Origin of the sequence: Pseudomonas sp. P867, assembly GCF_019891455.1 — a bacterium.
In the GTDB taxonomy this organism is placed as follows: domain Bacteria; phylum Pseudomonadota; class Gammaproteobacteria; order Pseudomonadales; family Pseudomonadaceae; genus Aquipseudomonas; species Aquipseudomonas synxantha_A.
The window spans coordinates 29873-42401 of the sequence record NZ_JAFLXB010000002.1; the positions used below are offsets into that span (position 1 = coordinate 29873).

At 60.1% G+C, this 12529-nt stretch carries 11 protein-coding genes; 8 read left to right on the plus strand and 3 right to left on the minus strand.

Going from position 1 to position 12529, the window contains the following annotated elements:
- The first annotated feature begins 43 nt into the window (after positions 1 to 43).
- From J1G33_RS03615 to J1G33_RS03630, 4 genes are all read left to right on the plus strand, one after another.
- Positions 44 to 931, plus strand: coding sequence for a 3-keto-5-aminohexanoate cleavage protein (locus tag J1G33_RS03615; RefSeq protein WP_078822523.1), 888 nt, complete (start codon positions 44 to 46; stop codon positions 929 to 931).
- A 41-nt stretch (positions 932 to 972) separates the two neighbouring features.
- Positions 973 to 1938, plus strand: coding sequence for an L-carnitine dehydrogenase (locus tag J1G33_RS03620; RefSeq protein ID WP_078822524.1), 966 nt, complete (start codon positions 973 to 975; stop codon positions 1936 to 1938).
- 12 nt (positions 1939 to 1950) lie between these two features.
- A complete protein-coding gene (locus tag J1G33_RS03625; protein WP_223017705.1) occupies positions 1951 to 2442 on the plus strand; it encodes a thioesterase family protein in 492 nt (163 codons plus the stop codon).
- A gap of 225 nt (positions 2443 to 2667) precedes the next feature.
- Positions 2668 to 2931: a hypothetical protein gene (locus J1G33_RS03630; protein ID WP_032879047.1), complete on the plus strand. Its 264-nt coding sequence runs from the start codon at positions 2668 to 2670 to the stop codon at positions 2929 to 2931.
- Between the two features lie 88 nt (positions 2932 to 3019).
- Here J1G33_RS03630 and J1G33_RS03635 read toward each other — a convergent pair whose 3' ends face one another.
- Positions 3020 to 4123 carry a GlxA family transcriptional regulator gene (locus J1G33_RS03635; protein WP_005792167.1) on the minus strand — a complete coding sequence of 368 codons (1104 nt, stop codon included), beginning with the start codon at positions 4121 to 4123 and terminating at the stop codon, positions 3020 to 3022.
- A gap of 497 nt (positions 4124 to 4620) precedes the next feature.
- Complete coding sequence (locus J1G33_RS03640) at positions 4621 to 5997, minus strand: L-serine ammonia-lyase (RefSeq protein ID WP_032879045.1); 1377 nt, start codon at positions 5995 to 5997, stop codon at positions 4621 to 4623.
- A gap of 416 nt (positions 5998 to 6413) precedes the next feature.
- Between J1G33_RS03640 and J1G33_RS03645 the strand changes: the two genes are divergently transcribed.
- From J1G33_RS03645 to choV, 3 genes are all read left to right on the plus strand, one after another.
- Complete coding sequence (locus tag J1G33_RS03645) at positions 6414 to 7361, plus strand: choline ABC transporter substrate-binding protein (protein ID WP_032879044.1); 948 nt, start codon at positions 6414 to 6416, stop codon at positions 7359 to 7361.
- 69 nt (positions 7362 to 7430) lie between these two features.
- Entirely contained in the window at positions 7431 to 8276 is an 846-nt protein-coding gene (gene choW / locus J1G33_RS03650) for a choline ABC transporter permease subunit (RefSeq protein WP_003194913.1), read from the plus strand.
- Positions 8273 to 9451, plus strand: a complete 1179-nt coding sequence (choV, locus tag J1G33_RS03655) for a choline ABC transporter ATP-binding protein (protein ID WP_005792170.1) — start codon at positions 8273 to 8275, stop codon at positions 9449 to 9451. The genes choW and choV overlap by 4 nt, the downstream gene beginning before the upstream one ends.
- 73 nt (positions 9452 to 9524) lie before the next feature.
- Here the strand turns inward: choV and J1G33_RS03660 are convergent, their stop codons facing one another.
- Entirely contained in the window at positions 9525 to 11459 is a 1935-nt protein-coding gene (locus J1G33_RS03660) for a BCCT family transporter (RefSeq protein WP_228309931.1), read from the minus strand.
- A 390-nt stretch (positions 11460 to 11849) separates the two neighbouring features.
- Here J1G33_RS03660 and betI point away from each other — a divergent pair, with 390 nt between their 5' ends.
- Positions 11850 to 12443 (plus strand): transcriptional regulator BetI, encoded by a 594-nt coding sequence (gene betI / locus J1G33_RS03665; protein WP_032879040.1) that lies wholly within the window; start codon positions 11850 to 11852, stop codon positions 12441 to 12443.
- The last annotated feature ends 86 nt before the right edge of the window (positions 12444 to 12529 follow it).

Consider the following 12529-nt stretch of genomic DNA (forward strand, 5'->3'; position numbering starts at 1 on the left):
TGCGACCGCGAACGGCACCACCACGCCTGTAAGGAACCGCCTCATGAACCACGACGTCATCATCACCTGCGCACTCACCGGTGCTGGCGACACGACCGCCAGAAGCCCGCACGTGCCGGTCACCCCCAAACAAATTGCCGCCGCCGCAGTAGAAGCCGCCAAGGCCGGCGCCACCGTGGTGCACTGCCATGTGCGCGACCCGCACACCGGCAAATTCAGCCGCGATGTAGCCCTGTACCGTGAAGTGATGGAACGCATCCGCGAGGCCGACATCGACATCATCGTCAACCTCACCGCCGGTATGGGCGGCGACCTGGAAATCGGTGGCGGCGAGAACCCGATGGACTTCGGCCCCAACACTGACTTGGTCGGCCCACTGACCCGCCTGGCGCATGTGGAGGAGCTGCTGCCGGAGATCTGCACCCTGGACTGCGGCACCCTCAACTTCGGCGACGGCGACACCATTTACGTATCCACCCCGGCGCAACTGCGGGCCGGCGCCAAGCGTATCCAGGCCCTGGGCGTAAAGGCCGAGCTGGAAATTTTCGACACCGGCCACCTGTGGTTCGCCAAGCAGATGATCAAGGAAGGGCTGCTCGATAACCCGCTGTTCCAACTGTGCCTGGGCATTCCCTGGGGCGCGCCGGCCGACACCACCACCATGAAAGCCATGGTCGACAACCTGCCCGCCGACGCGGTGTGGGCAGGGTTCGGGATTGGTCGCATGCAAATGCCGATGGCCGCGCAAGCGGTGCTGCTGGGCGGCAATGTACGGGTGGGCCTGGAAGACAACCTGTGGCTGGACAAAGGCGTGCTCGCCACCAACGGCCAGTTGGTGGAACGCGCCCGTGAAATCCTCAGCCGGCTGGGTGCGCGGGTCATGACCCCGGCCGAGGGCCGAATCAAGATGGGCCTGACCAAACGCGGTTAAACATGTGGGAGGGGATCCCCGAACTCTTTAGGAATGTGCCAATGAGCTTTATCACTGACATCAAAACCTTCGCTGCCTTGGGCAGCGGTGTTATCGGCAGCGGTTGGGTATCCCGTGCCCTCGCCCACGGCCTGGATGTGGTCGCCTGGGACCCTGCCCCCGGTGCCGAAGCAGCCTTGCGCAAACGCGTCGCCAATGCTTGGGGTGCGCTGGAAAAACAAGGCCTGGCAGCGGGTGCCTCCCAGCATCGGCTGCGCTTTGTCAGCACCATCGAGGAGTGCGTCAAGGACGCCGACTTCATTCAGGAAAGCGCCCCGGAACGCCTGGAGCTCAAGCTGCAGTTACACAGCCAGATCAGCGCGGCGGCCAAGCCGAATGCGTTGATCGGTTCGAGCACGTCCGGGCTGTTGCCAAGCGAATTCTATGAAGGTTCGACCCATCCGGAACGCTGCGTGGTCGGCCACCCGTTCAACCCGGTTTACCTGCTGCCCTTGGTGGAGGTAGTGGGCGGCAAGCGCACTGCGCCAGAAGCGATCCAGGCGGCCATCAAGGTGTATGAATCCCTCGGTATGCGCCCGCTGCATGTGCGCAAGGAAGTGCCCGGTTTTATTGCCGACCGGCTGCTCGAAGCGTTGTGGCGCGAGGCGCTGCACCTGGTCAATGACGGCGTGGCCACCACCGGCGAAATCGATGACGCGATTCGCTTTGGCGCCGGCTTGCGCTGGTCGTTCATGGGTACCTTCCTCACCTACACCCTGGCAGGCGGTGATGCCGGTATGCGGCACTTCATGGCGCAATTCGGCCCGGCGTTGCAGTTGCCATGGACCTACCTGCCAGCACCGGAACTGACCGACAAGCTGATTGACGACGTCGTCGATGGCACTAGCGATCAGTTGGGCCAACACAGCATTTCGGCGCTGGAGCGCTATCGTGATGATTGCCTGTTGGCAGTGCTTGAGGCGGTGAAAACCACCAAGGCCCGGCACGGCATGACCTTCGCCGAATAAAGGGAACCGATAATGCCCGCATTGACCACCTATACCACCCGAGTCCTTCCCGACTGGGTGGACTACAACGGCCACCTGCGCGACGCGTTCTACCTGCTGATCTTCAGCTACGCCACCGACGCGCTGATGGACACCCTGGGCCTGGACAGCGACAACCGTGAAGCCAGCGGCCACTCATTGTTCACCCTGGAGCTGCATCTGAACTACCTGCACGAAGTGAAACTGGGCGCCGAGGTTGAAGTGCACACCCAACTGATCGCCCATGACGCCAAGCGCCTGCACCTGTATCACAGCCTGCACCGGGTGGGCGATGACAAGGAACTGGCCGGCAATGAACAGATGCTGCTGCACGTCGATCTGGCCGGGCCGCAAGCTACGCCGTTCACCGAGGCCACGCTGCAACGGCTCGACGCGATCAACGCTGCACAGGCCGAGCTGCCAAGGCCCGCCCTGCTTGGCCGTGTCATCGGTTTACCGGCAAAAAAAGCCCCGAGCCAGCCGTGACTGGATCGGGGCAGAGGGGCCTTGTGTGAGCTGTGCATCTGGAGGGTGACCAAACCGTCAAGCTGCGTGCCTGGGATCAGTGTGCCTATTAACCGTATTGCCAAGTGACCCGAAAACGACCTGTTCATAGCCATCCAAGCCATTGCTCGATTCTGCTCTTGCCCACCCAGCGGGGGCCAACCAGAATCCAGGTCAATCCCTGTTCCCTACACCAGGATAAACGTCATGATGCACGCGGATTTGATTGACCAGGATGACCTGCTGAGCCAACTGCGCTCGCTGGGTTTTGAAGTATCCAGCGGTACCACCGCCGAGCAGGCGTGTGAATGTGCGGTGCGCGGTTTGAGCGAGGCGCGGGCCAAGGCGCTCAAGGGCATGGTTGAAAAGATGTACAGCGGCAGTGCGACGATTTTGCCGGCGGTACGCCAGGCGATCGACAAGCAGTTGTTGCCGGCGCTGATGCAATTCAAACAGAACTCCGGCGCCTGAAAATACAGCTATCGCAGGCAAGCCAGCTCCCACAGGAGAACGCATTCCAAGGTGGGAGCTGGCTTGCCTGCGATGCAGACGACTCGGTTTAGAGCCTTACACTGGCAAACGTCGACTCGTTCCTGGCCTGGCTCAACGCCGACATCGGCCCCGACAACGGTGACAACACCAGTGCCTGCGGAATCGGCATCATCGCCACTTGCTGGGTAGTGTTGGAGCCGACACGTTCATCGCGTGGCGGTATGCCGAAGTATTCGCGGTAGCACTTGGAGAAGTGCGGCGTGGACACGAACCCGCACACCGACGCCACTTCGATGATCGACATCGGTGTTTGCTTGAGCAACTGCCGCGCACGGATCAGGCGCAGCTTGAGGTAATAACGCGACGGCGAGCAGTGCAGGTATTTCTGGAACAGCCGCTCCAACTGGCGGCGCGACACGGCGACATACACCGCCAGTTCATCCAGGTCGATCGGCTCTTCCAGGTTGGCTTCCATGAGCGCGACGATTTCCTGCAGCTTCGGCTGGTTGGTGCCGAGCATGTGCTTGAGCGGCACGCGCTGGTGATCCTGTTCGTTGCGGATGCGTTCGTAGACGAACATCTCGGAGATGGCAGCCGACAATTCACGGCCGTGGTCGCGGCTGATCAGGTGCAGCATCATGTCCAACGGCGCAGTGCCGCCGGAGCTGGTGAAGCGGTTGCGGTCGAGCGTGAACAGACGCGTGCTCATCGCGACGCGCGGGAAGGCTTCCTGCATCGACGCCAGGCATTCCCAATGCACGCTGCAATCAAAACCGTCGAGCAAACCCGCGCAAGCCAGCGCCCAACTGCCGGTACACACGGCACCCAGGCGTCGGGATTGGCGCGCCTGGCTTTGCAGCCACGACACATGCTCACGGGTGACCGTGCGCTGGATACCCACACCGCCGCAGACGATGACCGTGTCCAACGCCGGCGCTTTGTGCATGGAGGCGTCCGGGGTGATTTGCAGGCCGTCGCTGGCCCATACCTGGTTGCCGTCCACGCTCAGGGTTGTCCAGCGGTACAGCTCGCGGCCGGACAACTGGTTGGCCATGCGCAGGGGTTCCACGGCCGACGCCAGTGAAATCAGCGTGAAATTGTCCAGCAGCAAAAAGCCGATGGATTGAGGCGCACGGTTCTGGGGTTGGGCCCCGGAGTTGAACGACGTCATCGCGGTATCTCCTCACACAAAGCGGGTGATGGCCTCAGGCGAGGCTCTTGTTATTGCGCTCATCCCCTGCGAGGGGAGAGAGGCTTTGAATTGACAGAGCAAATGCCATGCCGAAAATTGAATGGCTATTCAATAACTCCTGAAAACGACCTGTTGATGCGTCTATATAAGCCCGCGCGTGGGGTGCGGGATATGACGTGAGAAGGGTGCTACTCAAAGCGTGTGAGCAAATCGGTAGCACTTGTGGGAAGGCACTTTGCGGGCGTAGGACATGTCTGTCACCCAAAGCACAATGCGCAGGTGACGAGAGGGAAATCGTTTGGTAGCTACTTATCTGTTTGCGACGCGCTAAAAGGTGGCGTTTTTTGATCTGGTGTTCACTTTATGAGCAATTGTGTCTGCACTATTGCTATCGGGGGCAAGCCCCCTCCCACATTTTGAAGGTGTTCACAAATCAAGTGTGGGAGGGGGCAAGCCCCGATGCAGGCGACTGGGTCTCAGCACTCAACCGCACTCACCGCCAACCCACCGCGTGATGTCTCTTTGTACTTGTCATGCATATCGGCCCCGGTATCACGCATGGTGCGGATCACCCGGTCCAGGGAGATAAAGTGCTGGCCGTCGCCGCGCAGGGCCATTTGCGCCGCGTTGATGGCCTTCACCGCCGCAATCGCATTGCGCTCGATACACGGCACCTGTACCAGGCCGCCGACCGGGTCGCAGGTCAGGCCGAGGTTATGTTCCAGGCCGATTTCAGCGGCGTTGCACACCTGCTCCGGCGTGGCACCTAGAATCTCCGCCAAGCCAGCTGCGGCCATCGCGCAAGCCGAGCCTACTTCACCCTGACAGCCGACTTCAGCACCGGAGATCGAAGCGTTCTTCTTGCACAAGATACCTACCGCCGCCGCGCCGAGCATATAGTCGACCACGTTGGCTTCGGTGACCTCCTCACTGAACTTCATGAAGTAGTGCAGCACTGCCGGGATGATCCCCGCCGCGCCATTGGTGGGCGCCGTCACCATGCGCCCACCGGCGGCGTTTTCTTCGTTGACCGCAAGGGCGAACAGGTTGACCCACTCCATGGCGCTCAAGGTCGAGCCGATCACATTGGGTTTGCCCAGCTCTTGCAAACTGCGATGCAACTTGGCGGCGCGACGGCGCACATTGAGGCCGCCGGGCAGGATGCCTTCGTGCTTGAGGCCCTGCTCCACGCAATCCTGCATGGCGCGCCAGAGTTTCATCAGGCCGCTGCGGATTTCTTCTTCGGAGCGCCAAGTCTTTTCGTTCGCCAGCATCAGTTCGGCGACGCGCAGGTTGTGGGTCTTGCACAGCTGCAACAGCTCCACCGCACTGGAAAAATCGTAAGGCAATTCGGTGCGGTCCATATCGGCCACGCCGCTTTGGGCCTGGGCCTCATCCACCACAAAGCCGCCGCCGACCGAATAGTAGGTATCGCGATGCAGTTCGCCGTCATCACCCCATACCACCAGGGTCATGGCGTTGGGGTGGAACGGCAGGTTCTCGTCGAGCAAGCGCATGTCCCGCGCCCACACAAATGGCACCGGCAAGCGGCTGTCCAGCAACAGGGTGTCGGTTTCACGCAAGGTTTGAATGCGTACGCCGATTTGCGAGGGGTCGATTGCGTCCGGCCACTCGCCCATCAGGCCCATGATGGTTGCGGTGTCACTGCCATGGCCGATGCCAGTGGCAGACAACGAGCCGTACAGTTGCACTTCGACACGCCGAACCCGTTCCAACAGTTCACGCTCACGCAACGCCTGCACGAACAACGCCGCGGCGCGCATGGGGCCCACGGTGTGAGAACTCGAAGGCCCGATGCCGATCTTGAACAGGTCGAAAACGCTGATAGCCATTAACGTGTAACTCCTCGATAAGCGCGGGCCGGGCTTGAACGAGGTGCTACGCTCAGATCGCCCAGATGGCGGCATCATCAAGCTTTTGTTGCTCGCCACGGCGTCTCACACCGACGCATCCATGCTCACCAGCGTCGCTCGCGTGCGAACGCCTGTTTTGGCCGTTTTTTGCGGTGCAGATGGGTAAAAACAGCAGTTTTACCTTGGGAAAAAGCTGTAAGCGACGTCATCGGTACTGGATGCGACCCTCCCTGTACTGGATACGACGCCCCCTGTAGGCGTCAGATTTTCACTAGTACATGATCAGTCTCGACTCGTTTGCAAGGCACCGCGCCAGAGCTGTTCTCGCACGCTCCAACCGCAACACTTATAAAGCGCGGCGAATGCCGCCAGAAAAGACACAGGAGTCTACCCCGATGAAAGGTTCACCCTCGTTGTTGTTGGCCGCCATGCTGAGTCTGCCCGTCATGGCACACGCCGCAGAACCGGAACAGTGCAAGACCGTCAACTTCTCCGATGTCGGCTGGACCGACATCACCGTCACCACCGCGACCACCAGCGAAATCCTCAAGGGCCTGGGCTACAAACCGCGCACCACGATGATTTCGGTACCGGTGACCTACAAGTCCCTGGCCGACGGCAAGAACATGGACATCTTCCTCGGCAACTGGATGCCGACCATGGAAAACGACATCAAGCAGTACCGTGATGCCGGCACCGTGGAAACCGTGCGCGCCAACCTGGAGAACGCCAAGTACACCCTGGCAGTCCCACAGGCGCTGTACGACAAGGGCCTGAAAGACTTCGCCGATATCGCCAAATTCAAGGATGAGCTGGGCGGCAAGATCTACGGCATCGAGCCGGGCAACGACGGCAACCGCACTATCCAGACACTGATCGACAAAGACGCCTTCGGCCTCAAGACCGCCGGTTTCAAGGTGGTCGAGTCCAGCGAAGCCGGGATGCTCTCCCAGGTTGAACGCGCCTCCAAGCGCAACCAGGCCATTGTGTTCCTCGGCTGGGAACCGCACCCGATGAACACCCGCTTCAAGATGAAGTACCTGACCGGCGGCGACGATTCGTTCGGCCCCAACTATGGCCAGGCCACCATCTACACCAACACCCGCAAGGGCTACACCCAGGAATGCAGCAACGTCGGCCAGTTGCTGAAAAACCTGGTGTTCACGCTGGACATGGAAAGCACCCTGATGGGTAACGTCCTGGACGACAAGATGAAGGCCGACGCCGCCGCCAAGGCCTGGCTGCAGAAGAACCCGCAAGTGCTCGACACCTGGCTCGCCGGTGTCACCACCGTCGATGGCAAACCAGGGCTCGATGCCGTCAAAGCTTACCTCGCCAAATAGCACCCGCTGACCCCGGGCCGGTGCGCTGGCCCGGGATGTTTTCCCCTTCGCATGTGGACATTCACTACCATGCTGACTGAACAGAAAATCCCTCTAGGCCAGTACATCGCTGCCTTCGTCGACTGGTTGACCCAACACGGTGCCAACTATTTCGACGCAATCGCATCGACACTGGAAACGATGATCCACGGCGTGACGTTTGCGCTGACCTGGTTCAATCCGCTGGCATTGATCGGTCTGATTGCGCTGCTGGCTCACTTTATTCAACGCAAATGGGGCCTGACGGTGTTTGTCATTGCCTCCTTCCTGCTGATCCTCAACCTGGGGTACTGGCAGGAAACCATGGAAACCCTCGCGCAGGTGCTGTTCGCCACCCTGGTCTGCGTGGTCATCGGCGTGCCGCTGGGTATTGTTGCCGCGCACAAGCCGATGTTCTACACCATGATGCGGCCGGTGCTCGATCTGATGCAGACCGTACCGACCTTCGTCTACCTCATCCCTACCCTGACCCTCTTCGGGCTGGGTGTGGTGCCCGGGCTGATTTCCACGGTGGTGTTCGCGATTGCCGCGCCGATCCGCCTGACCTACCTGGGTATCCGCGATGTGCCGCAAGAGCTGATGGACGCCGGTAAAGCCTTTGGCTGCTCGCGCCGCCAGTTGCTCTCGCGCATCGAGTTGCCCCACGCCATGCCGAGCATCGCCGCCGGCATTACCCAATGCATCATGCTGTCGTTGTCGATGGTGGTGATCGCCGCGCTGGTGGGTGCCGACGGCCTCGGCAAGCCGGTGGTCAACGCACTGAACACCGCTGACATCGCCTTGGGCTTTGAAGCGGGGCTGGCGATCGTCTTGCTGGCCATCATGCTCGACCGTATCTGCAAACAACCCGACGCTAAAGTAGGGGGTGATGCATGAGCATTATCCGATTCGACAATGTCGACGTGATCTTTTCCAAAGACCCACGCGAAGCGCTCAAGCTGCTGGACCAGGGCATGAGCCGTAACGAAATTCTGAAGAAGACCGGGCAGATTGTCGGCGTTGAAAAGGCCAGCCTGGATATCGAGAAAGGCGAGATCTGTGTGCTGATGGGCTTGTCGGGCTCCGGCAAGTCAAGCCTGCTGCGCTGCATCAACGGCCTCAACACCGTCAGCCGTGGCCAACTGTTTGTAGAGCATGAAGGTCGCCAGATCGACATCGCCTCCTGCACCCCCGCCGAGTTGAAAATGATGCGCACCAAACGCATCGCCATGGTATTCCAGAAGTTCGCCCTGATGCCTTGGCTGACGGTACGCGAGAACATCAGCTTCGGCCTGGAAATGCAGGGCCGTCCGGAGAAGGAACGGCGCACGCTGGTGGATGAAAAGCTTGAACTGGTGGGCCTGAGCCAATGGCGCAACAAGAAGCCCGACGAGCTGTCCGGCGGTATGCAGCAACGCGTCGGCCTGGCCCGCGCCCTGGCGATGGACGCCGATATCCTGCTGATGGACGAACCCTTCTCGGCCCTCGACCCGCTGATTCGCCAAGGTTTGCAGGATGAGCTGCTGGAGCTGCAACGCAAGTTGAGCAAGACCATCGTGTTCGTCAGCCACGACCTGGATGAAGCGCTGAAACTGGGCAGCCGTATCGCGATAATGAAAGACGGCAAGATCATCCAGTACAGCGTGCCGGAAGAGATCGTGCTGAACCCGGCGGACGACTATGTACGCACCTTCGTCGCCCACACCAACCCACTGAACGTGCTGTGCGGACGCAGCCTGATGCGCACGCTGGACAACTGCAAGCGCGTGAACGGTTCGGTGTGCCTTGATCCGGGTGGTGACTCGTGGCTGGACCTGGCCGAAGGCAACACCATCCAGGGCGCACGCCAGAATGGCGTGGCGATGAACCTGCAGAATTGGGCGCCGGGGCAAGCGGTGGAAGGTCTGGGCCGGGTGCCGACGCTGGTGGACTCCAACATCGGTATGCGCGATGCGTTGCAGATTCGCTACCAGACGGGGAACAAGCTGGTGTTGCATGACAACAACAAGGTGGTGGGGATCTTGGGTGACAGTGAGCTCTACCATGCCCTCTTAGGCAAGAACCTGGGCTAGCAAACACTGCAAAGCAAAATGTGGGAGGGGGCTTGCCCCCTCCCACATTCAAAGCACCACCAGGCTTCAACTATCAGCTATAGACACGGCCAAGGAGCTGCCGATGGCTTTCAAACTGATCGAGCACATCCCGGGTGATCTGTTCCTGGGTGAAGCCCATCAGGTCGTATTCCTGAGGCCCGTTGTGCAGGTACACCTCGGCACGGTAATAACGGGTGCGCTCTTCTTCAGGCAAGTCAGCCGGCGCCGACGAGTAAGCATCCAGGCTCACTTCGTAGACAAACGGGTTGCCCTCTTCCATCTCGATGCGCACACCAATGCAGCGCTTGGATTTGCCCAGCAGTGTCTGCACTTCCAAACCTTGCTCACGCAGCGCAACCGCCGCTTCTTCCAGCGCCGGCGTTACGTGCTTGTCCATAAAGCGTTGCACGGTGGCCTGGCTCGGTTGCAGGTCCAGCGCCGTCAAGCGCTCGCTGAACCCACGACGCCCGCGTTCAGCCAGTTGCGCCTGCTCCTGTTCGATGGCCACGTCCTGGCGCATCGCCTTGTGCAAACCGAACATAAAGAAGATCAGCACCACCGAGAACGGCAGCCCTGCCAGCACTACCATGGTTTGCATGGCTTCGAAGTTGCCGGCAAACAACAGACCGATCGTCACCAGCGTAATGACCGCCGACCAGAAGATCCGCAACCAGTGCGGCGCATCTTCGTCCACATTGCCGCCTTTGCAGGACAGATTGGCCATCATCACCGCGCCGGAATCCGCCGGGGTCAGGAACAACACAAAGCCCACGAAGATCGATACGCCGATAACAATTTTCGATGCTGGGTAATGCTCAAGCAGTTGGTAGATGGCCATGGACGGCTGCTCCAGAGCCGTCTTGCCCAACTCCACCGCCCCGTGGTTCAACACCAGGTCCAGGGCCGAGTTACCGAAGATCGACAGCCACGCCAGGGTAAAGCCCAGCGGGATAAGCAATACGCCCGCCACCAGTTCACGCACGGTACGGCCACGGGAAATACGCGCGATGAACATGCCCACAAATGGCGCCCAGGAAATCCACCAGGCCCAGTAGAACAGGGTCCACAGGCCCATCCAGCGCTCGGTCTTGTCGGCGTCGCCTTCGTACACATACAGGTCGAAGGTTTTCAGAATGATGCCGTTGAGGTAATCGCCGGTGTTCTGCACCAGGCCGTTGAGCAGGTGCAGGGTCGGGCCGAACAGCAGCACAAAAATCAGCAAGCCGCTGAACAGCACGATGTTGAGGTTGGACAGGCGGCGAATGCCGTTCTCCACGCCCGATACAGCAGCGATGGTCGCTACGGTGCTCATCACGATGATCACGATCAGCAAGTTAGTGTTGCTGTGCTCCATGCCGAACAGGTTTTCCAGCCCCGACGACACCTGCATCGAGCCGATACCCAGGTTGGTCACCAGCCCCAGCAAGGTGACGAACATGCCGAAACCGTCTACCGCATGGCCGGCCGCGCCCTTCACCCAACGCTCGCCCACCAATGGGTACAGCGCCGAACGCAAGGCCAGCGGCTGGTTATGGCGGTAGGCAAAGTACGCCACGGCCAAACCGACCAGGGCATAGATCGCCCAGCCGTGCAGGCCCCAGTGCAGAAAGGTCAGTTGCAGCGCCTGGCGTGCCGCGCCATTGCTGGCCGCTGCGCCTTCGGGCGGGTTGAAGTAGTGGTCCAACGGCTCGGACGCACCGAAATACAACAGCGAAATGCCGATGCCCGACGAGAACAACATGCCGGCCCAGGCGCCGTAGCTGAAGTCCGGGGTGTCGTCCTTACTACCCAGTTTCAATTTCCCGTAGGACGAAAACGCCAGACCGACCACAAACACCAGGTAGGCGGCGATAACCACCATGTAGTACCAGCCGAAGCTTTTCGACAGCCACGCCTGGGCTACGCCGAGCAGGCGCCCGGCCTCCTGCGGGGCGATGATCAGAATGGCGGTCAATATCAGAATCAGCGCGGTGGAGGTGTAGAACACCCAACCGTTGACCCGGACCTTTTCCGGCGGGGTCTTTATAAGAGAGGCAGAACTCATGGCGCAGATGCTCCAGGCAGTGCGAGAGAGAAACACAAGGCAACGGTTATCCCGGGACATCGATTTTTCGGCAGTCGACGGACGGGTGTTATAAAGACACCCCGAAAATTCTTGAGCCCGCCGAAGCGGTGATCAGGCTCTGAAGTGGCCTGTTTCAAGGGTTTTTGCAGGTGTCAGAGGTTGCAGCTCGCAGGTAGGAAATATCTGTAGGCAGCGACCATTTGTCGCAGATCTTATTCTTTGTTGATTGAACGTTCAATCAAAACAAAATAGACTGGCCCTCAAGCCGACGGACGTGGATCGCCCATCGGCAGGCCTAAGGAGAGGTGCTACATGCCCAAGGTCGGTATGCAACCCATACGCCGCCAGCAGTTGATCGAAGCCACTTTGACGGCCATCGATCAGGTCGGAATGGGAGATGCCAGCATTGCGCTGATTGCGCGGCTGGCCGGCGTCTCGAACGGCATCATCAGTCACTACTTTCAGGACAAGAACGGCCTGATCGCAGCGACCATGCGCTACCTGATGAATGCGTTGATCGAGAACGTCCACGAACGCAGGCGTGCCTTGAAGGAAGACAGCCCACGGGCACACCTTCAGGTGATCATCGAAGGCAACTTCGACGCCAGCCAGGTCAATGGCCCGGCAATGAAAACCTGGCTGGCCTTCTGGGCCACCAGCATGCACCACCCGTCATTGCACAGGTTGCAGCGGATCAACGATCACCGTCTGTATTCCAACCTGTGTTGCCAGTTCCGCCGTGCGATGCCGTTACCCGAGGCACGCAGCGCAGCCCGCGGCCTGGCGGCTTTGATCGACGGTTTGTGGTTGCGCGGCGCCCTGTCGGGAGACGCTTTCGACACGGAGCAAGCGCAACGGATCGCTTACGAATACATGGATTTCCAATTGGCCAAGCAGGTGAGTTAGAGCACTTATAAACGCTCAACCCCTGAACGTCCGCCGCTCAGTGTTGCCACAACTCCATGGCCCACTGTACGGCGGGTAACGCCAAC